The 24,322-nt window shown below is 66.9% G+C and carries 23 protein-coding genes; 9 read left to right on the forward strand and 14 right to left on the reverse strand.

What is annotated here, in order from left to right:
* Positions 1 to 2 precede the first annotated feature (2 nt).
* The 3 genes from urtC to urtA all read right to left on the reverse strand — a co-directional run bounded on the left by urtC (position 3) and on the right by urtA (position 3,384).
* Positions 3 to 1,139 (reverse strand): urea ABC transporter permease subunit UrtC, encoded by a 1,137-nt coding sequence (gene urtC, locus E3C22_RS03645; RefSeq protein WP_134760298.1) that lies wholly within the window; start codon positions 1,137 to 1,139, stop codon positions 3 to 5.
* Between the two features lie 10 nt (positions 1,140 to 1,149).
* Complete coding sequence (gene urtB, locus E3C22_RS03650; protein ID WP_134760300.1) at positions 1,150 to 2,076, reverse strand: urea ABC transporter permease subunit UrtB; 927 nt, start codon at positions 2,074 to 2,076, stop codon at positions 1,150 to 1,152.
* Between the two features lie 120 nt (positions 2,077 to 2,196).
* Positions 2,197 to 3,384: an urea ABC transporter substrate-binding protein gene (gene urtA / locus E3C22_RS03655; protein WP_134760931.1), complete on the reverse strand. Its 1,188-nt coding sequence runs from the start codon at positions 3,382 to 3,384 to the stop codon at positions 2,197 to 2,199.
* Between the two features lie 406 nt (positions 3,385 to 3,790).
* Between urtA and E3C22_RS03660 the strand changes: the two genes are divergently transcribed.
* Together E3C22_RS03660 and E3C22_RS03665 are read left to right on the forward strand one after the other, a co-directional pair.
* Complete coding sequence (locus tag E3C22_RS03660) at positions 3,791 to 7,141, forward strand: hybrid sensor histidine kinase/response regulator (protein ID WP_134760302.1); 3,351 nt, start codon at positions 3,791 to 3,793, stop codon at positions 7,139 to 7,141.
* The gene (locus E3C22_RS03665; protein ID WP_134760304.1) at positions 7,131 to 8,015 is read left to right on the forward strand and encodes a response regulator transcription factor; all 885 of its coding nucleotides are present in this window, start codon (positions 7,131 to 7,133) and stop codon (positions 8,013 to 8,015) included. Before E3C22_RS03660 ends, E3C22_RS03665 begins: the two co-directional genes overlap by 11 nt.
* 119 nt (positions 8,016 to 8,134) lie before the next feature.
* Here the strand turns inward: E3C22_RS03665 and E3C22_RS03670 are convergent, their stop codons facing one another.
* Positions 8,135 to 9,019, reverse strand: coding sequence for an MBL fold metallo-hydrolase (locus tag E3C22_RS03670; RefSeq protein ID WP_134760306.1), 885 nt, complete (start codon positions 9,017 to 9,019; stop codon positions 8,135 to 8,137).
* Positions 9,020 to 9,288: 269 nt separating this feature from the next.
* Here E3C22_RS03670 and E3C22_RS03675 point away from each other — a divergent pair, with 269 nt between their 5' ends.
* The 6 genes from E3C22_RS03675 (at position 9,289) to E3C22_RS03700 (ending at position 14,087) form a co-directional block, all read left to right on the forward strand.
* Entirely contained in the window at positions 9,289 to 9,930 is a 642-nt protein-coding gene (locus E3C22_RS03675) for a peroxiredoxin (RefSeq protein ID WP_134760308.1), read from the forward strand.
* On the forward strand, positions 9,927 to 10,382 hold the full coding sequence (locus E3C22_RS03680) for an ArsR/SmtB family transcription factor (RefSeq protein WP_134760310.1): 456 nt from the start codon (positions 9,927 to 9,929) through the stop codon (positions 10,380 to 10,382). The genes E3C22_RS03675 and E3C22_RS03680 overlap by 4 nt, the downstream gene beginning before the upstream one ends.
* A gap of 278 nt (positions 10,383 to 10,660) precedes the next feature.
* Positions 10,661 to 12,340, forward strand: a complete 1,680-nt coding sequence (locus tag E3C22_RS03685; protein WP_134760312.1) for a bifunctional protein tyrosine phosphatase family protein/NAD(P)/FAD-dependent oxidoreductase — start codon at positions 10,661 to 10,663, stop codon at positions 12,338 to 12,340.
* Positions 12,341 to 12,396: 56 nt separating this feature from the next.
* On the forward strand, positions 12,397 to 13,182 hold the full coding sequence (locus tag E3C22_RS03690) for a sulfite exporter TauE/SafE family protein (RefSeq protein WP_134760314.1): 786 nt from the start codon (positions 12,397 to 12,399) through the stop codon (positions 13,180 to 13,182).
* A 27-nt stretch (positions 13,183 to 13,209) separates the two neighbouring features.
* A complete protein-coding gene (locus tag E3C22_RS03695) occupies positions 13,210 to 13,644 on the forward strand; it encodes a YeeE/YedE family protein (protein ID WP_206026896.1) in 435 nt (144 codons plus the stop codon).
* Between the two features lie 17 nt (positions 13,645 to 13,661).
* On the forward strand, positions 13,662 to 14,087 hold the full coding sequence (locus E3C22_RS03700; protein WP_134760316.1) for a DUF6691 family protein: 426 nt from the start codon (positions 13,662 to 13,664) through the stop codon (positions 14,085 to 14,087).
* Positions 14,088 to 14,193: 106 nt separating this feature from the next.
* Here the strand turns inward: E3C22_RS03700 and E3C22_RS03705 are convergent, their stop codons facing one another.
* Positions 14,194 to 14,886 (reverse strand): TetR/AcrR family transcriptional regulator, encoded by a 693-nt coding sequence (locus tag E3C22_RS03705; RefSeq protein ID WP_134760318.1) that lies wholly within the window; start codon positions 14,884 to 14,886, stop codon positions 14,194 to 14,196.
* Between the two features lie 46 nt (positions 14,887 to 14,932).
* Positions 14,933 to 16,192, reverse strand: coding sequence for a four-carbon acid sugar kinase family protein (locus tag E3C22_RS03710; RefSeq protein WP_134760320.1), 1,260 nt, complete (start codon positions 16,190 to 16,192; stop codon positions 14,933 to 14,935).
* Positions 16,193 to 16,264: 72 nt separating this feature from the next.
* On the opposite strand from E3C22_RS03710, the gene E3C22_RS03715 reads away from it, so the two are divergent.
* Positions 16,265 to 16,855: a class II aldolase/adducin family protein gene (locus E3C22_RS03715; RefSeq protein ID WP_134760322.1), complete on the forward strand. Its 591-nt coding sequence runs from the start codon at positions 16,265 to 16,267 to the stop codon at positions 16,853 to 16,855.
* Here the strand turns inward: E3C22_RS03715 and E3C22_RS03720 are convergent.
* From E3C22_RS03720 to E3C22_RS03755, 8 genes are all read right to left on the reverse strand, one after another.
* Complete coding sequence (locus E3C22_RS03720) at positions 16,807 to 17,577, reverse strand: siderophore-interacting protein (RefSeq protein ID WP_134760933.1); 771 nt, start codon at positions 17,575 to 17,577, stop codon at positions 16,807 to 16,809. The genes E3C22_RS03715 and E3C22_RS03720 overlap by 49 nt on opposite strands.
* Before the next feature lie 44 nt (positions 17,578 to 17,621).
* Positions 17,622 to 18,206, reverse strand: a complete 585-nt coding sequence (locus E3C22_RS03725) for a PadR family transcriptional regulator (protein ID WP_167591617.1) — start codon at positions 18,204 to 18,206, stop codon at positions 17,622 to 17,624.
* 280 nt (positions 18,207 to 18,486) lie between these two features.
* A complete protein-coding gene (locus E3C22_RS03730) occupies positions 18,487 to 19,410 on the reverse strand; it encodes an alpha/beta hydrolase (RefSeq protein ID WP_134760326.1) in 924 nt (307 codons plus the stop codon).
* A gap of 148 nt (positions 19,411 to 19,558) precedes the next feature.
* Positions 19,559 to 20,317 carry a 2-dehydro-3-deoxy-D-gluconate 5-dehydrogenase KduD gene (gene kduD, locus E3C22_RS03735; RefSeq protein WP_134760328.1) on the reverse strand — a complete coding sequence of 253 codons (759 nt, stop codon included), beginning with the start codon at positions 20,315 to 20,317 and terminating at the stop codon, positions 19,559 to 19,561.
* Positions 20,314 to 21,138: a 5-dehydro-4-deoxy-D-glucuronate isomerase gene (gene kduI, locus E3C22_RS03740; RefSeq protein ID WP_134760330.1), complete on the reverse strand. Its 825-nt coding sequence runs from the start codon at positions 21,136 to 21,138 to the stop codon at positions 20,314 to 20,316. The genes kduD and kduI overlap by 4 nt, the downstream gene beginning before the upstream one ends.
* A gap of 77 nt (positions 21,139 to 21,215) precedes the next feature.
* The gene (locus E3C22_RS03745; protein ID WP_134760332.1) at positions 21,216 to 21,545 is read right to left on the reverse strand and encodes a cupin domain-containing protein; all 330 of its coding nucleotides are present in this window, start codon (positions 21,543 to 21,545) and stop codon (positions 21,216 to 21,218) included.
* A gap of 20 nt (positions 21,546 to 21,565) precedes the next feature.
* Complete coding sequence (locus E3C22_RS03750) at positions 21,566 to 23,044, reverse strand: mannitol dehydrogenase family protein (RefSeq protein ID WP_134760334.1); 1,479 nt, start codon at positions 23,042 to 23,044, stop codon at positions 21,566 to 21,568.
* Positions 23,041 to 24,321, reverse strand: a complete 1,281-nt coding sequence (locus E3C22_RS03755; RefSeq protein ID WP_134760335.1) for a TRAP transporter large permease — start codon at positions 24,319 to 24,321, stop codon at positions 23,041 to 23,043. The genes E3C22_RS03750 and E3C22_RS03755 overlap by 4 nt, the downstream gene beginning before the upstream one ends.
* Position 24,322 lies beyond the last annotated feature (1 nt).

Raw genomic sequence — 24,322 nt, forward strand, 5'->3', positions numbered from 1 at the left:
CCTCACTCGGCGATCGCGGCGGGGGCTTCGGCCGGCGCGTCGCGCCGGTCGGAGTTCCGGGTGGCGAGCCGCTTGAACAGCGGCTGGACGTGGGACTTGTAGATGCCGGCAAGACCGTTCGGGAACGCCATCACCACGGCGATGAACAGGGCGCCCATGGCGAACAGCCAGAGCTCCGGGAAGCTCTCGGAAAAGGTCGTCTTGCCCCAGTTGACGAGCAGCGTGCCGTAGACCGCGCCGATCAGCGAATAGCGGCCGCCGACGGCGCAGTAGATCACCATCTCGATCGACGGGACGATGCCGACGAAGGAGGGCGACATGAAGCCGACCTGCAGGGTGAACATGGCGCCGCCGATGCCCGAGATCGCCGCCGCGAAGCAGAAGACGAAGATCTTGTAGGCGGCGACGTCGTAGCCGGAGAAGCGGACCCGGTCCTCCTTGTCGCGCAGCGCGACGAGGATGCGGCCGAGCTTCGACGAACGCACCAGCATCGACAGGGCGATGACGCCGAGAAGCAGGAAGGCATTGACGAAATAGAGGATCGTCTTCGCCGTATCCGTGCGGATGTCCCAGCCGTGGAGCGTCCTGAGGTCGGTGATGCCGTTGACGCCGCCGGTATAGCCCTGCTGGCCGATGATCAGGATGGTCAGGATCGCCGCGATCGCCTGGGTGATGATGGCGAAATAGACGCCGCCGACCCTTCGCGTGAACATCGCGAAGCCGATGACGAAGGCGAGGATCGCCGGCACCGCGACGACGGCGAGAAGCGTGAAGGCGAAGGAGTGGAACGGCTCCCAGAACCAGGGCAGCTCGGTGACCTGGTTCCAGTCCATGAAATCCGGGATGCCGGGCGTCGACTGGATCTTGGTGGCCTCCGGCGTCGAGGCCTCGAGCTTCAGGAACATCGCCATGCAGTAGCCGCCGAGGCCGAAGAAGATCCCCTGCCCGAGGGAGAGGATGCCTGCCGAGCCCCAGCACAGCACCAGGCCGACCGCGACGAAGGCGTAGGTGAGATACTTGCCGACGAGATTGAGGCGGAAGGCATCGGTCACCGCGGGCAACAGGATGACGATGATCGCGGCGAGGATGACGAAGCCGATCAGCTCGGTCTTCTTCAGAGGGTTGAGTAGAGGTGTCATGACGGGCTCCTCAGCGGCGGACTTTGAGGACGAAAAGCCCCTGCGGACGCAGCATCAGGATGCCGACCACGGTGAGCAGCGTGAGGACCTTGGCCATCGAGCCGGAGAGGAAGAACTCCATGGTCGACTGGGCCTGGGAGATGGTGAAGGCCGAGGCGACCGTGCCGATCAGGCTGGTGGCGCCGCCGAAGACGACGACGAGGAAGGTGTCGACGATGTAGAGCTGGCCGGAACTCGGGCCGGTCGAGCCGATCATCGTGAAGGCCGAGCCGGCGACGCCGGCGATGCCGCAGCCGAGGCCGAAGGTGAAGCGATCGACCCTTTCGGTGTCGATGCCGACGGCGCCCGCCATCTGGCGGTTCTGCACCACGGCCCGCACCTTCGCGCCGAAGCGCGAGCGGAACATGATGAGATAGACCGCAAGGGTGATGGCAAGGGTGATCGCCATGACGATCAGTCCGTTGATCGGGATCTCGATGATGTCGGTGAGCGGCAGCGAGCCCATCATCCATTCCGGCAAGGTCACGCCCACCTCGCGCGCGCCGAAGATCGTGCGGTAGGCCTGCTGCAGGATCAAAGACAGGCCCCAGGTGGCGAGCAGCGTGTCGAGCGGGCGTTTGTAGAGGAAGCGGATCAGCCCCATCTCGACCAGCATGCCGAGGGCGCCGGAGGCGAAGAAGGCGAGCACCATGGCGATGAAGAAGGAGATCGGCATCAGCGCCGGCGCCGTGCTCTGGAAGAAGTTCGAGCACAGATAGGTGACGTAGGCGCCGAGGATCATGAACTCGCCATGCGCCATGTTGATCACGCCCATCTGGCCGAAGATGATGGCGAGGCCGAGGGCCATGAGCACGAAGACCGAAAACAGCACCAGGCCGGCGAAGCCCTGCATGGCGAAGATCGATCCGAGCTCGCTCCAACTGTAGTCCGCGAACATCGGGAGGCTCCGAATTCGAGCAAAGGTCGGGGATGGACGTGCGCCGGGCCGGCCGAACCGGCCCCGGCTGGAGGCGCTGGCCGCGCGCCCGCCAGGGACACGCGACCCGATTAAGCCGGCTTATTGGTAGCCTTCCGGGAACGGATCCGGCTCCATCAGCTCCTTGGTCTCGTAGACGACCTCGTACTGGCCGTCGGCCTTGGCGTGGCCGACGCGGGTCTTCGACCAGAGGTGATGGTTCTCGTGGATGCGGACATAGCCTTCCGGCGCGGTGGTCAGCTCGATGCCCGGCGAGGCTTCCTTGATCTTGTCGATGTCGAAAGAGCCGGCCTTCTCGACGGCGGCCTTCCACAGCCAGGGACCGAGATAGGCGGCCTGGGTGACGTCGCCGATGACGATGTCCTGGCCCCACATGTCCTTGAAAGCCTTGACGAACGCCTTGTTGTTGTCGTTGTCGAGGGACTGGAAGTACTTCATCGTGGCATAGGCGCCCTCGATGTTTTCGCCGCCGATGCCGCGGATCTCGTCCTCGGTGACCGAGATGGTCATCAGCAGCGGCTTTTCCTTCGTCATGTCGATGCCGGCAGCCTTCAGCTGCTTGTAGAAGGCGACGTTCGAACCGCCGACGACGATGGCGTAGATGACGTCCGGCTTGCGCAGCTTGATCTTGTTGATCACCGAATTGAACTGGGTGTGGCCGAGCGGATAGTACTCCTCGCCGACCACCTTCAGGCCGAGGTGATCCTCGATGTGCTTGCGGGCGATCTTGTTGGAGGTGCGTGGCCAGATGTAGTCGGAGCCGAGCAGATAGAAGCTCTTGGCTCCCTTCTCCTTGGCCACCCAATCGAGGCCGGCGAGGATCTGCTGGGTGGCTTCCTGGCCGGTATAGATGACGTTGGGGCTCTCCTCGAGGCCCTCGTAGAAGGTCGGGTAGTAGAGCATGCCGTTATACTGCTCGAACACCGGCAGCACGGCCTTGCGCGACGCCGAGGTCCAGCAGCCGAAGACCGCCGCGACCTTGTCCTCGACGAGCAGCTTCTTGGCCTTCTCGGCGAAGGTCGGCCAGTCGGACGCCCCGTCTTCCTGGGTGAACTCGATCTTGCGGCCGAGGACGCCGCCCATGTCGTTGATCTGCTTGATCGCGAGCTTTTCGGCCTGCACCGAGCCGGTTTCCGAGATCGCCATCGTGCCGGTGATCGAGTGGAGGATGCCCACCTTCACCGTGTCGTCGGTGACGGCGAGACCGGTGGTATTGACCTCGCTCGTCGGCGGCGTCTGGGCGAGGCCGAGCCGCGGCATCGCGGCCATGCCGAGCGCCAGAGCGGCGGCGCCGATCATCAGTTTGCGACGCTGCATCGAGCGCGGGGCCGCGCCATTCTTGTCGGTTTGCATGAAAACCCCCTGTCGAATTGGATTGCCGGGACGGGTGCCGGCCGAGCGACGCCCGGCGATTGACAGGGCCGAGGATGGGGGCGGATGCTGCACGGCAACAATACGTCAAATGGCGTATGGTCGCAGTGCACAAATGCGGCGACACTCCCGCATGCACGTACGGTAAGGCCGGGGATGCGCGCCGCGCATACTCGGGCGTAGGGGCGTGCGCGCAGTCGTTCGAACGTAGTCAGGTGGAGTCTTTGACCGGATCCAGCGGCCCCGATGTCCAGTCCGGACCAGGCCTCGTCCTCTGCTCGGGAACCGGGCGGGAGACCGCCTCGTGACGGCGCCGCAGCGCATCCTCAGGGTCAGGCGAAACTACAATCAGTGGGTCGCCGACGAGACGCTGGAGGACTACGCGCTGCGCTTCACCGCCAAGCGCGCCCGGCGGTTCACGCCGTTCCAGATCGCCTCCACCGCCTTCGGCGGCATCTCCTTCCTGGCGCTCGAGGCGATCGGCGGCTCGCTGATCCTCGGCTGCGGCTTCGCCAACATGATCCCTGCCCTTCTCGTCACCGGGATCCTGATCTTCGGCGCGGCCCTGCCGATCTGCTACAACGCGGCGAAATACGGGGTCGACATCGATCTCCTCACTCGCGGCGCCGGCTTCGGCTATCTCGGCTCCACCGTCACCTCGCTGATCTACGCCTGCTTCACCTTCATCTTCCTCGCCATCGAGGCGGCGATCATGGCGATGGCGCTGAAGATGCTGTTCGGCCTGCCGCTGTGGATCGGCTACATCCTGTCGGCGGTGATGGTCATTCCGATCGTCACCCTCGGCATCGGCCTGATCAGCCGCTTCCAGGCCTGGACGCAGCCGCTGTGGCTGGCCCTCAACTTCCTGCCCTTCGCGATCCTCGGCTCGCAGGGCGGCCTGCCGGTGGCGGAGTGGACGGAGTTCCAGGGCAGCCGCGGCGACGGCCATTTCGACCTGCTGCTGTTCGGCGGCGCCTCGGCGATCCTCTTCGCCCTCATGGCGCAGATCGGCGAACAGGTGGACTATCTGCGATTCCTGCCCCGCCGCACGCCGGGCCACCACGCCTCGTGGTGGGCGGCGCTGATCGCCGGCGGGCCAGGCTGGATCGTCATCGGCGCGATCAAGATCCTCGCCGGTTCGCTGCTCGCCGTGATGCTGATCGGCAATGGCTTTCCGGCCTTTGACGCGCATCAGCCGACGGTCATGTATGCGGCACTCTACGAGCGGCTGTTCGGCAGCCCCGAGCTCGCCGTCGTGGTGATGGGCCTCTTCGTCGTCATCGCCCAGACGAAGATCAACGTCACCAACGCCTATGCCGGCTCGATCGCCTGGTCGAACTTCTTCTCCCGCCTCACCCACAGCCATCCCGGCCGGGTGGTCTGGCTGGTCTTCAACGTCGCGATCGCCGTCCTTCTCATGGAGATGGGGATCCTCCAGGCGCTCGAAGAAATCCTCGGCCTCTACGCCATCCTCGCGGTCTCATGGGTGGCGCCGCTGGTCGCCGACCTCGTCGTCAACAAGCCGCTGCAGCTTTCGCCCCGCCACATCGAGTTCAAGCGCGCGCATCTCTACGACATCAACCCCGTCGGCTTCGGCGCGATGGGGGCCGGCATCCTGGTCGGTCTGACGCTGCATACCGGGATCTTCGGCGCGGTGCCGGCGGCGCTTGCAGTCTATGCGGCGCTTCTCACCGCCTTCGTCGCCTCGCCGCTGATCGCCATTCTGACCGCCGGACGCTTCTACATCGCGCGCCATCCGCGACAGGACTGGGCCGGCATCGAGACGATCGCCTGCGCGATCTGCGAGCACGAATTCGAGCGCGAGGACATGGCCTTCTGCCCGGCCTATTCCGGTCCGATCTGTTCGCTCTGCTGTTCCCTCGACGCGCGCTGCCACGACCTCTGCAAGACCGGCAGCCGGGTGCGCGAGCAGATCGTCGGTGGCCTGCGATACAAGATCTCCGAGCGCCTCGCCCGCTTCGTCGATTCCCCGCAAGGGCATTATCTGGCGATCTTCTCGATCCTCATCGGCCTCAGCGCCGCGGCGCTGTCGCTCATCCATTTCCAGACGCGGCTGTCACGGCACGCCGATCCGGACACCTCGGCGCTGGTCCTCGTCCAGGTCTTCGTCGTTCTCGTCATCCTGATCGGCATCGCCTCCTGGCTGCTCGTGCTTGCGCATGAGAGCCGCCGGGTGGCGCAGGAGGAATCCAGCCGGCAGACGCTGCTTCTCACCCAGGAGATCGAGGCGCACCGGGCGACCGACGCCGAACTGCAGCTCGCCAAGGAGAAGGCCGAGGCGGCGAGCCTTGCCAAGACCCGCTTCGTCGTCGGCATGAGCCACGAGCTCAGGACCCCGTTGAACTCGATCCTCGGCTTTGCCCAGATCCTCGACGAGGACAGCGACATCGACCAGAAGCGCCGCGAGGGCCTGCGCGTCATCCGCCGCTCCGGCGAGCACCTTGCCGGTCTGATCGACGGCCTCCTCGACATCTCGCGGATCGAGGCCGGCAAGATCGAGATCTATCACGACGTCTTCGCGCTCGAGCCGCTGCTCACCCAGATCGTCGAGATGTTCCGGCTGCAGGCGGGCAATGCCGGCCTCGCCTTCGTCTACGAGGTCGACGACCCGCTGCCCAAGCATGTGCGCGGCGACGAGAAGCGCGTCCGGCAGATCCTGATCAACCTGCTATCCAACGCCATCAAGTTCACCGCCAAGGGGCGCATCGTCTTTCGCATCCGCTACCGCAACCAGATCGCCACCTTCACCATTTCCGATACCGGGCCCGGCATCTCGCCGGACAATCTGGAGCGGATCTTCGAGCCGTTCGAGCGCCTGGAAGGCTCGACGGCGGCGCCCGGCATGGGGCTCGGCCTGACGATCACCAAGCTGTTCAGCGAGATCCTCGGCGGCGACATCCGCGTCGAGAGCGATCTCGGGCGGGGCAGCCGCTTCCATGTCCGGCTGATGCTCGCTGCCACCGCCGAGGACAAGGCGGCGCCCGAGGCCAGGCGCCGGATCTGCGGCTACGAAGGCCGCCGGATGACCATCCTGTCGGCCGACGACGAGCCGGTGCATCGCCAGCTGATCGAGGAGATCCTCGGACCCCTCGGCTTTACCGTCCTGACCGCGGACGGCGGCGAGACTTGCCTGCGAATGGCCGATCTCTGCGAACCCGACCTCTTCCTCCTCGACATCAACATGCCGGGGATCGACGGCTGGGGCGTGGCCCGCACAGTGCGAAAGAAGGGCCTCGCGGCGCCGGTGGTGATGATCTCGGCAGGTGCCAGGCCGCCCTCGCTCGACCGGCATCTCTACGACGACTGGGTGGCAAAGCCGCTGTCGATCGCGGCGCTGGTCGACGTGATCGGCCGGGCCCTCGCCCTCACCTGGCGGTTCGAGGGCGACGACGTCGAAACCGTCCCGGCGCGGCACCAGGAATACCGCGGCGAAACGCTGTCACACGGCGAGCGGGCCGAACTCGCAAGGCTGCTCGACATTGGCTATGTCAGGGGGATCAATGCAAAGCTCGATGAAATTGCGGCCCGCAGACCGGGCACACGGGACGTCGTCGCGCGCTTTCGCCAGCACATGCTCCGCTTCGACTACGAGGCCTGCCGGCGCGATCTCGACGGGCCGCCCCATGGCTCCTAAGCCCGCCGACGCCCGCCTCGTCGTCCTGGCGGTGGAAGACTCGCCCGAGGCCGCGGCCTTCCTGGTCGAGGCGCTGGAGCGGGAGGGGATGACGGTGCTCGTCGCACCGGACGGCTCGCGCGCCGTCTCGATCGCCGAAAGGGTGACGCCCGACGTCATCCTGATGGACGCGATCATGCCCGGCAAGGACGGTTTCGAGACCACCGAATGGATCAAGGCCAACGAGAAGCTCGCCGACATCCCGATCATCTTCATGACCGGCCTCAGCGAGACCGAACATATTGTGCGCGCCTTTGCCGCCGGCGGCGTCGACTACGTCACGAAGCCGATCAAGCCGGAGGAACTCGTCGCCCGCATCGGCGTCCACAACCAGATCGCCAAGGCGAGCCGCGGCGCCAAGCAGGCCCTCGACACCGCCGGGCGCTATCTCTTCGCGGTCGACGGCGCCGGCGCGCTTCTCTGGGCGACGCCGCAGGCGCGGCAACTCCTGGCACTCGACGATCCGCGGGCGTTGAAGCTGCTTCCCGTGCCGGCGGAGATGCTGAGGGCGGGCGGATCGAAGATGCTCGCCTCCGGGCTGACGGTGACTGTGGTCGGCCAGCCGGACGAGAGCGAGTTCCTTATCCGCATCACCCGCGAAAGCATGGAGGAGGACATCGCCAGCCTGCAGCGCAGCCTCCATCTCACGGCACGTGAAGCCGAGGTCGTGCTCTGGCTTGCCAAGGGCAAGGCCAATCGCGACATCGCCGACATCCTGGCGCTCAGCCCGCGCACGGTGAACAAGCATCTGGAGGTGATCTTCCGCAAGCTCGGCGTCGAGAACCGCGCCGCGGCGACGGCGATCGCCGTGCGCCACCTCTCCGGCAACGGCTGAGCAAGACGAGGAGCCCGCCGAGGCATCGGCGCAGAGTTTGAGCGCCGTCAGCCACAGAGGGCCGGACGCGCCGGGCGAAAGTCCTCCGCCCGGCCGCAACGCCCCAGGAAGGCCGATGCTCAGATCGCGTCGATCGGCACCTTGAGGTAGCGCTTGCCGTCGCTCTCCGGCTCGGGCAGCGCGCCGGCCTTCATGTTCACCTGCAGCGACGGAATGATCAGCTTCGGCATGTCGAGCGTGGCATCCCGCTCGGTGCGGAACCTGACGAATTCCTCCTTCGTCTTGCCGCCGCCGACATGAATGTTGTGGGCCTTTTCCTCGCCGACCGTCGTTTCCCAGCGGATGTCGCGGCCGTTCGGCCCGTAGTCGTGGCACATGAAAAGCCGCGTCTCGTCCGGCAGCGACAGCACCTTCTGGATCGAATCGTAGAGCGTCGCGGCATCGCCGCCCGGAAAGTCGGCGCGGGCCGAGCCGCCGTCGGGCATGAACAGCGTGTCGCCGACAAAGGCGGCATCGCCCATGACATGGGTCATGCAGGCGGGCGTGTGGCCCGGCGTGTGGATCGCGACGCAGTCCATCGCGCCGACCTTGTAGGTGTCGCCGTCGTCGAACAGCCGGTCGAACTGCGAGCCGTCGCGCTGGAATTCGGTGCCCTCGTTGAAGATCTTGCCGAAGGTCTCCTGCACGACCGTGATGTTCCGGCCGATGCCGATCTTGCCGCCGAGGCGGCCCTGGATATACGGCGCCGCCGACAGATGATCGGCATGGACATGGGTCTCGATCAGCCAGTCGACCTCGAGGCCGGTCGCCTCGACATAGGCGATGATCTCGTCGGCATGACCGTAGCTGATCCGGCCTGCCGCATAGTCGATGTCCATGACGGAATCGACGATGGCGCAGGCATTCGAGGCCGGGTCCTTGACGACGTAGCTGATCGTGTTGGTGGCGGGGTCGAAGAAGCCCTTCACGGCGGGCTTGACGTCGAGATGGACTGGGTAGGTCATCGGACATTCCTCCTCTTCGCGTTGGATTTTCAGAGCCGCCGTCGCCCATCAGCCGGACCGGTTGAGGCCGGCAGCGGTCGGCTGGAGTGACGACGGGCAGTCTTTATATCTTTCTATATATTCATCAGAAACGCTGTGACACAGGCGCCTGCGCCGTTGCATGGGACACTTCCCGCGTGCCTCCGTCCTCTCGCTATATAATTAGTTAATTCACATATTGACAAGGGCTGCAGTTTGCATATTTTTGAAATCAACCACACGGAGTTCGCATGTCGCAGTCGTCCCCGCTTTCGATCCAGCAGCCGCGTATCGGCGACACCGCGCCGGAGTTTTCCTGCCGCTCGACCAGGGGCGAGGTTTCGCTGCCCGACTATCGCGGCCGCTGGCTGGTGTTCTTCTCCCACCCGGCGGACTTCACGCCCGTCTGCACGTCCGAGTTCGTCGCCCTGGCGCGGGCGGCGGGCGAGTTCGAGGCAATCGGCTGCGAGTTGCTTGGCCTCTCCGTCGACAGCCTGTTCTCGCATCTCGCCTGGATCCGGGCGATCGAGGAGCGCTTCGATCTGACCGTGCCCTTTCCGGTCTGCGAAGACCCGTCGATGGTTGTCGCTGCGGCCTATGGCATGCTGGACGCGGCGGCCGGGTCGAGCGCGACGGTGCGCGGTCTGTTCGTCATCGATCCGCAGGGGATCGTGCGGATGAGTTCGTTCTATCCGATGTCGACCGGCCGTTCCGTCGCCGAGATCCTGCGGACCGTCCGGGCGCTGCAGCTCTCCGACAGCCACGACGTGGCGACGCCTGAGGGCTGGCAGCCAGGCGACGAGATCATCGACTTTGCCGACATGGCCCGCGAAGACGGCCTCGGCGTCTCGGACTGGCTCTACCGTACCCGCCGGCTGGAGACCTCGAAATGACTATGCCAACGCATAGCGCACGGCCCCTGCCCGATCCGGAGGTCATCGAGGATGCGGTGGCGCTTCTGAAGCGCCTCGGCCATCCGATGCGACTTGCCATCGTCTGCCGGCTCATCGAGGGCGAGATGTCGGTGGCCGAGATGGAGAGCGAGCTCGGGCTGCGTCAGCCATCGCTCTCGCAGCAGCTCGGCGAGCTGCGCAACGGCGGCATCATCGAGCCGCGGCGGGAAGCGAAGAACGTCGTGTACAGCCTCGCCGATCCGAAGGCCGCCAGCATCGTCGCGACGCTGCACGCCTTGTTCTGTGCCGGCGGCACGCCGGCTCCGGTGACGGCACTGCCGCGCAAGGGGCTCGGCCGGCTGAACGGCGCGGCGGTGTTCGCACGCGTCGGCGCGGTCGCGCGGCTGGCCGGGGACGATCCGAGTGAAGGGACGCCGGCGACGCCCGGCTGACCGCAAGACCCCGGGAACGCCCGGCCGCATCGAAACATGAAGGCAGACAGCAGCGATCGAGTGCCGCTCCCGACAGACGAGGCGGCGTTCGGGCGGCCGGCCCGGCTATGGATCCGGTACCCCAACCACCGGCCGGGCCGGCTTGCCGACATTGAGAGCGCCATGCTTCCGAACGGACGCACGAACGACGCTCCAAGTTGTTGAATCACAACGCCGTTCTTTCCGAAAATCAAATCCGGTTTTCGGGCCGATGCTGTAGTGACAGGAGGAGCGAAGGAATGGACACCAGGCAACTCACCGACCGGATCTCGGTCCGCGACCAGGTTTTCCCGGACGAGATCCCGGGTCTCAGGGCGGCGGGCTTTCGCGCCATCATCGTCAACCGGCCGGACGGCGAAGGCGCCGACCAGCCGACCTTCGCCGAGATCGAACGGGCGGCAAAAGATGCTGGAATGGAGGCCCGCTATCTCCCCGTCGAAACCGGCAAGGTGAGCGACGCGGACGCGGCGACGTTCGGCGCGGCCATGGAGGAGCTGCCGAAACCGATCGTCGCCTTCTGCCGTTCCGGCATGCGATCGACGACGCTCTGGGCGCTCTCCCAGGCCGGCCAGCGGCCGCTGCCCGACATTCTCGCCCGTGCCAAGGCGGCCGGCTACGACATGTCCGGCGTCACCCGGCGCATCGCCAATGGCGGCCAGGTGCCGACCGACGAGGCGGAAATCAGCCACGACATCGTCATCGTCGGTGGCGGCGCCGGCGGCATCGCCGCGGCGGCGAGCCTGCTCGCCCGGATGGGCAATCTCGACATCGCGATCATCGACCCGGCCGACATCCACTACTACCAGCCCGGATGGACGCTGGTCGGCGGCGGCGTCTTCACGCCGGAGGAGACCCGCCGGGACATGGCCTCGCAGATCCCGGGCGGCGTGCGGTGGATCCGCGCCGCCGTCGCGGCCTTCGAGCCCGAGGCGAAGGCCGTCATCCTCGAAGGCTGCCGGGTGGTGAAATACAAGAAGCTGATCGTCGCGCCGGGGCTGAAGCTGAACTGGGCGGGGATCGAAGGTCTCGAGGCGACACTCGGCCGCAACGGCGTCACCTCCAACTACCGCTACGATCTTGCCCCCTACACCTGGGAGCTCGTCAGGGGCATGTCCGGCGGGACCGCCCTCTTCACCCAGCCGCCGATGCCGATCAAGTGCGCCGGCGCGCCCCAGAAGGCGATGTATCTCTCCTGCTGCGAATGGGAGCGCCGGGGTACCCTCAAGAACACCCGGGTCGAGTTCCTCAATGCCGGCGGCGTGCTCTTCGGCGTCAAGGACTATGTCCCGGCGCTGATGGAATATGTCGGCCGCTACGGCATCGATCTGTCCTTCCATCATGAACTGAAACGGATCGACGGGCCCGCCAGGACCGCCTGGTTCGAGCGCACAAACGCCGATGGCGGCCGCGAGATCGTCGAGAAGTCGTTCGACATGATCCATGTCGTGCCGCCGCAGACCGCGCCCGATTTCGTCCGCGTCTCGCCGCTCGCCAACGCGGCGGGCTGGGTGGAGGTCGACCAGGCGACATTGCGGCACGTCCGCTATCCGGACATCTACAGCCTCGGCGACGTGATGAGCGCGCCGAACGCCAAGACCGCGGCGGCCGCCCGCAAGCAGGCGCCGGTGGTCGCCGAGAACCTGCTTCGCGATCTCGGCCTCATCGCCGAGCCGCACGAGGCGATCTACGACGGCTACGGCTCCTGCCCGCTCACCGTCGAGCGGGGCAAGGTGGTGCTGGCGGAATTTGCCTATGGCGGACGGCGCGTGCCGAGCTTTCCGAAATGGTTCATCGACGATCTGAAGCCGTCGAAGACCGCCTGGCTGCTGAAGGAGAAGATCCTGCCGCCGGTCTACTGGCAGGCGATGCTGAAGGGCCGCGAACCAATGGCCAAGCCTCACCACCAGACGGCGGCCTGAGTGGCTGCGGGGTGCGGCGTGATCCGCGCCCCTTCATCGCCCGCCGAGGTTCCACGATGACACTCGACCCGTTCCAGTATCTGCTCGGCGCCTTTTCCGGATCGCTGGTGGGGCTGACCCTCGGCCTCTTCGGCGGCGGCGGCTCGATCCTCGCCGTGCCGCTGATGGTCTATCTCGTCGGCGTGCCGAACGCCCACATGGCGATCGGCACCAGCGCTCTTGCCGTCGCGGCCAATGCCGGCACCAATCTCGTCAGCCATGCGCGGCTCGGCAATGTCAAATGGCGCTGCGCCGCCGTCTACAGCGTCGCGGGGATCGTCGGAGCGTTTCTCGGCTCGACCCTCGGCAAGGCGATCGACGGTCAGAAGCTCCTGTTTCTCTTTGCACTGCTGATGGTCGTCGTGGGCGTCCTGATGTTCCGCAACCGCCGTCAGGCCGGCAATCCCGGCGCCGAGTGCAATCGCGAGAACGCCCCGAAGGTGGTCGGCTTCGGAGGGCTGACCGGCATCTTCTCCGGATTTTTCGGCATCGGCGGCGGCTTTCTCATCGTGCCGGGTCTCGTCGCATCCACCGGCATGCCGATGATCAACGCCATCGGCTCGTCCCTTGTCGCCGTCGCCGCCTTCGGTCTGACGACCGCGCTCAACTACGCCTTTTCCGGCTTCGTCGACTGGCCGCTGGCTTTCGTCTTCGTCGGCGGCGGCATTGCCGGCGGCCTGATCGGTACCGTCGTCGCAAGGTGGCTGTCGGGAAGGAAGGGCGCGCTCAATGTCGCCTTTGCCGGCCTGATCTTCGTCGTCGCACTCTACATGCTCTACAAAAGCGCCGCCGCCTTCGCCTGACCACCGGCCGCCATCAGGACACCTGCCATGCCACTCGACACGATCACCCCTTTCACGCCCTTCGCCTCCGCCCTCGGCGGTGTCCTCATCGGCCTTTCCGCGGTGATGGTCATGGCGCTGTTCGGGCGGATCGCCGGGATCTCCGGCATCACGACCGGCGCCTTTCCCATGCGCCTCGACGACTGGGACTGGCGCCTCGCCTTCGTCCTTGGTCTGATCGCTGCGCCGCTCGTGGTTCTCCTCGTCGCCGGGACGCCGGTCTTGCAGACCGTGCCGGGCAACCTGCCGGCCATGGCGGTCGCCGGCCTGCTCGTCGGCCTCGGCACGGTGACCGGCTCCGGCTGCACCTCCGGCCACGGCGTCTGCGGCCTGGCCCGCCTTTCACCGCGCTCGCTGGTCGCCGTCCTGACCTTCATGGCCTTTGGCTTCGCCACCGTCTTCCTGCTGCGCCACGTCTTCTGATCGAGGATATCTTTCCCATGCGCATCCTCCTCGGCTTTGCCAGCGGCCTCATCTTCGGGCTCGGTCTCCTCCTCGCAGGCATGTCGGATCCGGCGAAGGTCCTGAACTTCCTGGACCTCTTCGGAACGTTCGATCCCTCGCTCGCCTTCGTCATGGGCGGCGCGGCGCTGACCACCTTCGTCGGCTACCGCCTCGTCTGGCGGCGCGAGCGGCCCTTCGTCCTGTCGGACTTCCAGATCCCCGGCCGGCGCGACATCGACGCCGAACTGGTGGTCGGCGCGGCGCTCTTCGGCATCGGCTGGGGGATCGGCGGCTTCTGCCCCGGCCCGGCCTGGACGGCGCTGCCGCTGATGACGCCCGGCATCCTCGTCTTCCTGCCGTCGATGCTCGCCGGCATGGCGATCGCGCTCTGGGCGAAAGCCTTCCGCGCCGCGAGAGCCTGACCCGCTCAGCCGCCCCGTAGCACGCCGTGCGTCCGATAGGACGCACAAGGGCCGTACTATCTCTTTCATTCTACGCATCGTGCGTTCCGAAAATCGCTTCCGATTTTCAGGCCGATGCTGCGGCGATCCGGTCGAGGGCTTCGCTGTCGAGGGGCCTGCGCGGCAGGTGCTCTGGGAGGAACCTTCGCAGATAGGCAATCGAGGCCGCCGTCGCCTCGCGCCGCAGCTCGTCGGTGATGTGACCGTGCTTGCCGTAGGACATCGCCCAGATCCCGTCGAGGCTGGCACCGGCGACCTCCAGCCGGGTGACGAAGTCCGGGATCAGCGGCATGTGAAAATAGGCTTCGAACATCCGTGCCCTGCCGGCGGCGATCCGGGCGTTGCCGGAAAAATCGGCATTGCGGACGGCGACGCTCACCCCGGCGCCGAGAAACAGCCGCAGCGCCGCCGGGCGGGAATTCTGGAAGGCCGCGGCGCGGGCGTGCTTCATCTCGAGGAGCTCCTGCCAGCTTTGAGGCTCGGGATCGCGAAGCGGCGTGATCGACAGCGCGTAGATTTCTTCGTTGAAGCGATGGGCGAGCGCGACGAAGGCAGCGTTGCGGTTGGGAAAGAAGTGATAGACCGAAGCGAGCGGCACCCTCGCGGCCGCGGCGATCTGGGCGAGGCTGACATCCTCGTCGGCATGGCCGGCCAGCAGGGTCTCGGTGGCATCGAGCAGCAGCTGGTAGCGCTCGATCCCGCGCCGCCGCATCGGGCGGCCGTTCGTGCCGCCGCCCTTCCCCTGACCTCTCTGCTCCATGCCGATGCCTCGCCAAATCGTCGAGAGCAGCGCTCTCCCTCAAATCTCAGTTGCACATAGCAGTCAGCGCCCGCAACATCGCGTCCTCGCCGCCGAGCTTGCCCGACTTGAAGAACAAGGACAGCGGCTGCGGGTCGGTCGCGATGCAGAGGCCGCCGCCGAAGCCGGCGTCGGGGAGCGTGCGCAGCGAGGCGATGCCGAGGCCCATCGCCACGGCGCCCGATGTCTCGCCGCCGGAGACGGCGAGCCTCCTCACGCCCCGTTCGACGAGGCCGGATGCAACGCCGGCGAGGATGGCTTCCGCCCGCCGGGCAGCACCGAGAATGCCGAAGGCCGCCTGGGCGGCCGTGATACCGGCCTCGGTGGCGGGGGCGGTGGTGAAGCCGAGGGGCGCTGCGCCGATGCGCCCTGCCGCCCATTGCAGCGCATCCACGACGAGCGCCTCGACCGGACGGTGATCCAAGAGGTCGATCCGCAGCAAAGGGCAGGTTTGCTCGAATGCCGAGACCTGCCCATCGGCCACCGGCCCGACACTGCCGAAGATCGCCGCCGCCGGGCCTCTGGCATGGGCGGGGCGCGGCACGGCCGGTCTCGCTACGCCCTTGAGCCTGACATCCGCGAGGGCCATGAGATGGGCGTCGCTGCCGATCGTCGCGCGCCGCTGAAGGGTCACTTCGGCGCCGATCCGCGCGTCGTCGTCGTCGGAGCAGTCGAAAAGCACCAGCGCCTTGCCTTCGGCCCGAAGCGCTTCGACGGCCTCTGCTGCGCGAGACGCTCCTTCCTTCAGGACGCCATGGGGCACCAGGCCGATGGCGTGCCGGGTCTGACGGGAAATGGTGCGGACGAGATCGGGATCGGTCATCGGCGTCAGCGGATCGTGGCGCTTGGTCGATTCGGACACCAGCCGGCCGCCATAGAAGAGATAGCCCTGATGCACCGTGGTCGCGTATTTCGGATAGCCGGCGCTCATCAGCAGCGGCGCATCGCCGAAACGCTCGAGCAGGAGGTCTGCGACCGGTCCGATATTGCCCTCATCGGTGGAATCGAAGCTCGCGCAGACCTTGTAGGCCACCTGCGGGACCGGCGGACGCTCTGCCAACCGGTCGAGGATCCCGGCGACGGTGGCGACCGCCTCTGCCGCCGGCGCGAAGCGCGTCCGCGTCGCAAAGACGACGGCGGGTGCGGCGCCATCGCTTTCGCCGAGAGTCGCGCCGAGCACCACCGGACAGGCGATGCCGGAGGCTTCGATCGAGGCGGCGATGAGGATGCCGCCGGTCAGGTCGTCGGCAATGATGGCAAGATCCATGGTGCTCACTTCCTGTTTGCCGAATGGCGCGGTCCCGATGGACGCACAGATGGTCCTGCATCGATTGCGCAAGTGACAGAACATTCCAGCAAACACGTCATCTGCCAGATCATACATCGATTTTGCAGATTGATAATCGAAATTTTTCTCACTAGAAGTGATGTCGAGAGGATGTTGGCAGGGCCCATGTTTACCGAGACGGACAAGCGGCATTCGGTCGTCGAGGCGGTTCGCGCTCTCGACGAAAAGGGCTTCAACCATGGCAGTTCGGGCAATGTGAGCATCCGCTGCGAAAGCGGGCTGCTGATCACCCCGACGGGCGGCAGGGCCGCCAGCCTGACGCCGGAGGCGATCGTCCGGCTCGATTTCGACGGCCAGGTCGACGGTCCCGGCACGCCTTCCAGCGAATGGCGCCTTCACGCCGAGATCCTGCGCCGCCGGCCGGAAATCGAGGCCGTCGCGAGGGCACGGAGACAGTCCGACCACAGCGATGAAGTCAGCCTCGTCGACGTGGCGAGCGAACGCCCCGCGCACATCGGCGCGGTTGGGACCGCACATGGCAAGGCCCGCGCCGGAAACGACGCGGGCCTTGCTGCTTGTCGATCGGGCCGGCGTCAGTCGTCGAACTTTTCCGTCGTATCCGCCTTGCCGCGCACCCAGTAGCCCGCAGCCTTGAACCAGCCCCGCGGATGGCCGCGCTCCTCGAGGATCACCTGCCGCAGCGCCCGCACGACAGACGCTTCCGCGGCGATCCAGACATAGGTGTCCGGCGCGATCGCGACGTCACGAAGGGCCGCGACCAACGGTCCGGCATCGTTCGCCGCTTCGAGCGGGCGATGAACCCAGCGGGCATCGAGCTCTGCGCTGGTCTCGAAGGTCTGCTCGTCGGCCTTGGCCGGCACTGCGACGAGGCTGGTGATCGCGACGCCTGGCCCGGCTTCCTCGATGCGCCTGCCGATCGCCGGCAGGGCCGTCTCGTCGCCGATCAGCAAATAGCGTTTCACGCTCGGGTCGACGACCAGCGAGCCGCGCGGACCGCCGAGGGTGAGCGTGTCGCCGACCCTGGCGTTCAAAGCCCAGGCAGTGGCGGGGCCGGCATCGTGGACGGCAAAATCCAGCGTCAGTTCGTTGCGCCCGGCGTCGTGGCGGCGGGGCGTATAGTCCCGCCGCTCCGGCTCGCTTTCGCCGGGCACGAAGATCTTCACGTGGTCGTCGGCGCCAAGGCTGGTGAAGCCGTCGAGCTCCGGCCCGCCGACGACGATGCGCAGCATCGCCGGGCTGAGGCGCTCGATGGCAGTCACGGTGAGATCGCGCCGCTTCAGCTCGTGACGGACGCGGCGGGTCGGCGCCGCATCCGTCAGGAATGCGGCGTCGCTATCGTGCATTGTCATTTCGTGTGTCCTTGTCTGGCGGCCTTCGCCGCCACCCCTCACTCCGGATCGCTGATCGTCCGGGCGGCATTGCGGATGGTCTCGGCAAAGCGCGCGATGTCATCCTGCGACGGCCGCGAGCCGGACAGGCGGGAGCGCAGGGCGCGCTTCAGATCGCCCATCGCCGAGACGATCTCTTCCGGAACGTCGCCGCGGCCGATCTCACCGCTGGCGACCCGCTGCAGGATGGCGTCGACCCTTTCGCGCTGCTCCTCAAGGAAGGCGCGCCCGGCTTCGGTGATCTCGTAGCTCTTGCGGCCGCCGACGGCGGGCGAGAGCGCGATGAGGCCCATGTCCTCGAGCCAGGACAGCGTCGGGTAGATGAGGCCCGGACTCGGCGAATAGCGGCCCTCGAAGCGTTCCTCGATGGTCTTCATCAGCTCGTAGCCGTGGCTCGGCTTCTCGGCCAGCATGGCGAGGACGAGAAGCCGCAGATCGCCGTAGTCGAACGGGCCGCCATGGCGCCCTCGCCCACCGCCGCGGCCGCGCCGCTCGCCACCCTGATGGCCGCCGAAGCGGCCGGCTTCCCGGCCGAAGCCGCGGCCGTGCTCGCCCATGGCGCGCAGCCAGCCAATCTCCATCATCGTCCGGAAACCATCCGGTCGCTTTGGGCCGCCGGGCCCGAATCCTCGTGCAAATCGATGCATCGTGCATCTCCTTTTCGTATTCCCGATATGTCGCGATATAACACGAATACGAGCGGATGCCAGTATCAAAATCTTTCCGCGCGCCGATCCGGCCTCCGGCCACGGCGATATGACCGACGGCAGGGCGGCGACTGTCTGAAAACTCAGCGGTGATCGGAAGCGACGACGGGCTGCCGGGATCGCCCGACAGGCCGGTGCCGGCGTCGAATCGGGATGGTCAGGCGATGAGGCGGTTGCGGCGCAGCCAGCCGGTCATCCCATCGGCCCAGTTGGCCGACGGCGTGCCGGCGCGGCCCATGCCGAAGCCATGGCCGCCGCCGGGCAGGAGATGCAGCTCGGCGGGAATTCCGGCAGCACGGCAGGCCTCGGCCATGATCGTCGCATTGGCCGGATCGACGATCGGATCGTCGGCCGCCTGGAGGAGGAACATCGGCGGGCAGCCGCGCCGCACATGACTGTCCACCGACCAGAGGTCCCTCGCCGCCTGGCTCGGATTGTCGCCGACGAGCGAGCGCCGCGTGGCGGTGCGGTCGTAGGGCGGCTCCAGCGTGATGACGGGGTAGATCAGCGCCGCGGCGTCCGGCCGCGCCGAGAGTTCGTCGGCCGCGTCGACCGCCGGATAGGAGTTTTCGCCGGACCAGGCGGCGGCCATGCCGAGGAGGTGACCGCCAGCGGAAAAGCCGAGGACCCCGAGCCGCTCGGGATCGATCCCGGTGGCCATGGCTCCCGCGCGGATCACCCGGATGGCGCGCTGGGCATCCTGCAGCGGTGCCAGCGGCCCGACATCCCAGCCCTCACCGGGCAGGCGGTAGGTGAGGATGTAGGCGGTAATGCCCCGGGCAGCGAGCCAGCGGGCGGCCGGAAAGCCTTCATTGCCGATGGAGATGCGCTTGTAGCCGCCGCCCGCCGCAATGAGGATCGCCGCGCCGTTCGGCCGCTCGGGCAGCACCCGGTCGAGCCGCGGCTGCGAGATGTTGCTGACCGCGCCCTTCCGGCTGACGTCCTCGGGCCCGGTCGGGCCGCCGCCGCCGGGCGGCTTGCCGGGCCAGAGCGCGATCCGGTCGATGCGCGGCTCGGCCCGGGCGACAGGGACGAACAGCGTCGCTGCAGACTGGAGCAGAAGGGAACGTCGGTCGATCATCATCGGGACTTGCGATCTCACCGCCTCGCCGGCGCCACATGAATGGGAGCTTCGGCGGGGATTCGCAAGATAGACGAAGGAATGCCTCGTTCACGATGGCGCCAGAGGCTCTGCGCCAGACCTGGCGGGCGGGCGCCGGCCCACGCCGTCAGCGCGCCAGCCAGCCGCCATCCACCGGCAGCACCGCGCCGTGGACGTATCGCGCCGCCTCCGAGGCGAGGAAGACCGCGGCACCCCCGATGTCGGAAGCCTCGCCCCAGCGCCCGGCCGGGATGCGGGCGAGGATCGCGGCAGAGCGGTCCTCGTCGTCGCGCAGCGCAGCGGTGTTGTTGGTGACGATATAGCCAGGCGCAATCGCGTTGACATTGACGTTGCGGCCCGCCCATTCGCAGGCGAGCAGCCGGGTGATGCCGGCGATGCCGTGCTTGGAGGCGGTGTAGCTCGCCACCCGGATCCCGCCCTGGAAGCTCAGCATCGACGCGATGTTGACGATCGAGCCGTGGCGGCCGTCGGCGATGGCCGAGCGGCCGAAGGCCTGCGCCAGGAAGAACGCGGTCTTCAGATTGACGTCGATGACGTCGTCCCAGTCGGCTTCGCTGAAGTTGGTGGCGTCGGCCCGGCGGATGATCCCGGCATTGTTGACCAGGATGTCGAAGGGCCCGTGTTTCTTCGCTGCCGCCTCGAAGGCCGCGACGGCGGCGTCCCTGTCGGCGAGATCGACGAGATGCTCGCAAGACGTGCCCCCCGCAGAGGCGATCGCCGCCTCGGTCTCGGCCATCGACGAGCGGCCGACGCAGGCGACGGATGCGCCGGCCCTGGCCAGCGACACGGCGATCCCCTGCCCGATGCCGGTATTGGCGCCGGTGACGAAGGCCCGCTTGCCGGTCAGGTCGAAGGGCGAGGTCACTTGAGATCCTCCATTCCCACCATGTCGACATCCTTGTAGTCGACATTGTCGCCGGCCATCGCCCAGATGAAGGTGTAGGAGGCGGTGCCGGCGCCGCAATGGATCGACCAGGGCGGCGACAGGATGCCCTCCTCGTTCCTGACGACCAGATGCCGCGTCTCGCCGGGCTCGCCCATCATGTGGAAGACGCGGGCATCCTCGGGCAGGCCGATATAGAGATAGGCTTCCGAGCGACGGTCATGGACATGGGCGGGCATGGTGTTCCACACCGAGCCGCCGTGCAGCGTCGTCATGCCGACGACGAGCTGGCAGCTCTCCATGACGTCGGGATGGACGAACTGGAAGATCGAGCGGTCGTTGGAGGTCTCCGCCGCGCCGAGATCGACCCGCTTGGCCGCGTCGATCGTCACCAGCCGGGTTTCGAGCTTGCGGTGGGCGGGCGCCGAGAGGATGTAGAAGCGAGCATGGCCGCCGGAAAAGCCGAGCGGTCCGTCGCCCATGCCGACATAGAGCATGTCGCGATGACCGAGGTCGTAAGTGCCCGAGCCGGTGGTCACCGTGCCGGCCTCGCCGATATTGACGAGCACCGCCTCGCGCCGGTCGAGGAAGCCGGGCGTACCGGTTTCCTTGGCTGCGGAGAGTTCGAGCGTTCCCTTCGAGGGGACTGCGCCGCCGACGATCAGCCGGTCGTAGTGGCTGTAGACGAGGCTGACCTCGCCGGGTTTGAACAGCCCCTCCATCAGGAATTCGGCCCTCAGAGCCGCGGTGTCGAAGGTCTTGGCGTGGCGCGGGTCGATCGCCTGGCGGGTTTCGATCTTCATGGGATCCGTCTCCGTTTCGAGCGTGGCGGTTCTGCCGGAGGGCAAAGTGCGATCCAGCTAATGGGCGAAGGTCGGCCTCAGGCGGGAAGAAAGTCCTCGCGGGCCGGCGTAAAGACGTCGATCAGGCTGCCGCCCGTGGCGGTCTCGGCGGAATGGCGGGCATTCGCCGGAACGACGACGCCGTCGCCTTCGGTGAGTGTCTGCGTCTTGCCGGCGATCGTGTAGGTGAAGGTGCCGGATTTGACGTAGGAGGACTGGAGGTGCGGGTGCGAATGTTCCGCCCCGACACCGCCCGGCTGGAACTCCACCTCGACCACCATCATCTCCGGCGTATGGGCAAGAATCCTCCGGCGCGTCTGCGCATCGACCGTCACCCATTCGCCTGCAGTGTCCGTCGTCTCGCCCATGGGCCCGCCTTTCTCCATCGTCACGTCGCGAAGTCCTTCACCGTGGCCGCCGCGCCCTTGGATAGCAGCGCCGCCAGCGCCCGCGTCACAGGCTCCACGAAGGCCGGATCACCGCTCAGGTCTCGCCCGAACACCTCGGCGACGCCGAGATAGGCGGCAGCAAGGCGTTGCGGGTCGCCGCCGGCCTCCGCGCCGATCGCTTTCAGCCGGTCTGCCAGCGGATCCTTCACGTCGATCGGCGCGCCGTTCTCGTCGGTGCCGATGACGTAACGCATCCAGGCGGCGATCCCGAGGGCGAGACGGTCGATCGGCTGGCCCGCGGCCAGGCGGTCGCGCACCGTCCCGAGAAAACGCTGCGGCAGCTTCTGCGAACCGTCCATGGCGATCTGCCACGTGCGGTGCTTCAGCGCCGGATTGTGGAAGCGGGCAATGAGCGCGTCGCGATAGCCGCCAAGGTCGGTGCCCGGCATCTCTAGCGTCGGCATGATCTCGTCGGTCATCATGTCGCTCACCAGCCGCTCATAGGCGGGATCGGCCATCGTCTCGGAAACCGTCTGGTAACCGGCGAGATAGCCGAGATAGGCGAGCGTCGAATGGGAGCCGTTGAGCATTCTGAGCTTCATCCGCTCGTAAGGCTCGACGTCGGCGACCATCTCCGCCCCGAAGGCGCCGAAGTCCGGACGGCCGGTCGGGAAGCGATCCTCGATGACCCACTGGGTGAAGGGCTCGGTGACAACCGGCCAGGCATCGGCGACGCCGAGCGCCGCGGCGATCTCGGCCGTGTCGGCATCGGTGGTCGCCGGGACGATCCTGTCGACCATGGTGCCGGCGACCGCGACGTCGCGCTCGACGAAGCGGGCAAGGCCGTCGTCGAGAAGCGCGGCATATTGCGCCATGATCCGGTGCACCGTCGGACCGTTGGCCGGAAGATTGTCGCAGGGCATCACCGTGAACGGCACGATCTTCGCCTCGCGGCGGCGGCGCAGGGCCTCGACGAGGAGGCCCGGCGCCGACGTCGGCGCGCGCGGATTCTGGAGATCCGCTTTAACGTCGGGATGATCGGGGTTGAGATCGCCGGTCGCCGGATCGTGGCAGTAGCCCTTCTCGGTGACGGTGAGCGATACGATGCGGATCGCCGGCTCGCACATCGCCTTGAGCAGCGTCTCGGGGTCCTCCGGCGCGACGAGGATCTGCCGGATCGAGCCGACGATGCGCAGTGCCGTCCCCTCGCCGGAGCGCACCGCGACTGTGTAGAGATCGTCCTGCGGGGCGAGCGCGTCGCGCATGTCGGCCCGCCGCAGCGAGGCGCCGACGATCCCCCATTGCGGATCGGTGGCGAGGATGTCGTCGAGGGTGACGGCCTGATGCGCCCGATGGAACGCGCCGACGCCGAGATGGACGATGCCCGGCCTGACGGATCGCGGATCATAGGCCGGCGTCTGAACGGTCTCGGGGAGACCGGACAGGGTTTCGAGGGACAGTCGGTCGGGTGAACTCATTTGAAGACGCTCGGCAGCCAGAGGGAGATCGCCGGAACGTAGGTCACCAGCATCAGAACGACGAAGGCCGCGAAATAGAACGGCCAGATCGTCTTGATCGCCTCGGCGACGCGGATTCTCGCCACGGCGCAGCCGACGAAGAGCACGGCGCCGACCGGCGGCGTGCAGAGGCCGATGCCGAGATTGAGGACGAGGATGACGCCGAAATGCACCGGGTCCATGCCGAAGGCCTTCACCACCGGCAGGAAGATCGGCGTGGTGATGATGATCAGCGGCGACATGTCCATGAAGGTGCCGAGGAAGAGCAGAAGCACGTTCAGGAGCAGGAAGATCACCAGCGGCGAGTCGGTCATCGACTGCATGAAGTCGATCATCTGCGCCGGCACCCGCAGATAGGCGAGCAGCCAGCCGAAGGCCGCCGCCGCGCCGATGATCAGGAGCACCATCGCCGTGGTGCGCACGGCGCCGAGGGTCGCCGCGACGAAGTCGGTCCAGCCCATCGACTTGTAGACGAAGAGGGTGATCAGCAGCGCATAGACGATGGCGATGCAGGAGCTTTCGGTCGCCGTGAAGACGCCGGAGCGGACACCGCCGAAGATGATGCCGATGAGGATGATACCCGGGATCGCGCCGAGCGCCCGGCGGCCGATATTGCCCCAGCCCTCGAAGGCGGTGATCGGATAGCCTCGCTTGTTGGCGACATACCAGGCCGCCGCGGCGAGGCCCATCGCCAGCAGGAAGCCCGGCAGGATGCCGGCGGTGAAGAGGTCGGCGATGGAGATCTGGCCGCCACCGGAGATCGAATAGATGATCATGTTGTGGGACGGCGGGATCATCAGCGCGATGATCGACGAGGTGACCGTGATATTCACCGCGTAATCAACGTCGTATCCGCGTTGCCTCATCTGAGGGATCATCAGCCCGCCGATCGCCGAGGCGTCGGCGACGGCCGAACCCGAGATGCCGCCGAACAGCGTCGAGGCGGCGATGTTGACCTGGCCGAGGCCGCCGCGGAAATGCCCGACGAGGCTTGCCGCGAGCGCGACGAGGCGGGCGGCGATGTCGCCCCGGACCATCAGGTCGCCGGCATAGATGAAGAACGGGATCGCCATCAGCGCGAAGACCGAGATGCCGGCATTCATCTGCTGGAAGACGATCAGCGGCGGGATGCCGAGATAGGCGACCGTCAGGAACGACGCGATGCCGAGGCAGAAGGCGATCGGCGTGCCGATGAGGAGCAGCAGGACGAAGCTGCCGAAGAGAATGGTGAGAGCCATG

The sequence above is a fragment of the Jiella endophytica genome (genome assembly GCF_004519335.1).
Lineage (GTDB): Bacteria > Pseudomonadota > Alphaproteobacteria > Rhizobiales > Rhizobiaceae > Jiella > Jiella endophytica.

Coding starts and splice junctions, on each gene's coding strand:
- urtC (WP_134760298.1), bottom strand. CDS start 1,139: ATGACACCTCTACTCAACCCTCTGAAGAAGACCGAGCTGATCGGCTTC.
- urtB (WP_134760300.1), bottom strand. CDS start 2,076: ATGTTCGCGGACTACAGTTGGAGCGAGCTCGGATCGATCTTCGCCATG.
- urtA (WP_134760931.1), bottom strand. CDS start 3,384: ATGGCCGCGATGCCGCGGCTCGGCCTCGCCCAGACGCCGCCGACGAGC.
- E3C22_RS03665 (WP_134760304.1), top strand. CDS start 7,131: ATGGCTCCTAAGCCCGCCGACGCCCGCCTCGTCGTCCTGGCGGTGGAA.
- E3C22_RS03670 (WP_134760306.1), bottom strand. CDS start 9,019: ATGACCTACCCAGTCCATCTCGACGTCAAGCCCGCCGTGAAGGGCTTC.
- E3C22_RS03675 (WP_134760308.1), top strand. CDS start 9,289: ATGTCGCAGTCGTCCCCGCTTTCGATCCAGCAGCCGCGTATCGGCGAC.
- E3C22_RS03680 (WP_134760310.1), top strand. CDS start 9,927: ATGACTATGCCAACGCATAGCGCACGGCCCCTGCCCGATCCGGAGGTC.
- E3C22_RS03685 (WP_134760312.1), top strand. CDS start 10,661: ATGGACACCAGGCAACTCACCGACCGGATCTCGGTCCGCGACCAGGTT.
- E3C22_RS03690 (WP_134760314.1), top strand. CDS start 12,397: ATGACACTCGACCCGTTCCAGTATCTGCTCGGCGCCTTTTCCGGATCG.
- E3C22_RS03695 (WP_206026896.1), top strand. CDS start 13,210: ATGCCACTCGACACGATCACCCCTTTCACGCCCTTCGCCTCCGCCCTC.
- E3C22_RS03700 (WP_134760316.1), top strand. CDS start 13,662: ATGCGCATCCTCCTCGGCTTTGCCAGCGGCCTCATCTTCGGGCTCGGT.
- E3C22_RS03705 (WP_134760318.1), bottom strand. CDS start 14,886: ATGGAGCAGAGAGGTCAGGGGAAGGGCGGCGGCACGAACGGCCGCCCG.
- E3C22_RS03710 (WP_134760320.1), bottom strand. CDS start 16,192: ATGGATCTTGCCATCATTGCCGACGACCTGACCGGCGGCATCCTCATC.
- E3C22_RS03720 (WP_134760933.1), bottom strand. CDS start 17,577: ATGCACGATAGCGACGCCGCATTCCTGACGGATGCGGCGCCGACCCGC.
- E3C22_RS03725 (WP_167591617.1), bottom strand. CDS start 18,206: ATGATGGAGATTGGCTGGCTGCGCGCCATGGGCGAGCACGGCCGCGGC.
- E3C22_RS03730 (WP_134760326.1), bottom strand. CDS start 19,410: ATGATCGACCGACGTTCCCTTCTGCTCCAGTCTGCAGCGACGCTGTTC.
- kduI (WP_134760330.1), bottom strand. CDS start 21,138: ATGAAGATCGAAACCCGCCAGGCGATCGACCCGCGCCACGCCAAGACC.
- E3C22_RS03745 (WP_134760332.1), bottom strand. CDS start 21,545: ATGGGCGAGACGACGGACACTGCAGGCGAATGGGTGACGGTCGATGCG.
- E3C22_RS03750 (WP_134760334.1), bottom strand. CDS start 23,044: ATGAGTTCACCCGACCGACTGTCCCTCGAAACCCTGTCCGGTCTCCCC.
- E3C22_RS03755 (WP_134760335.1), bottom strand. CDS start 24,321: ATGGCTCTCACCATTCTCTTCGGCAGCTTCGTCCTGCTGCTCCTCATC.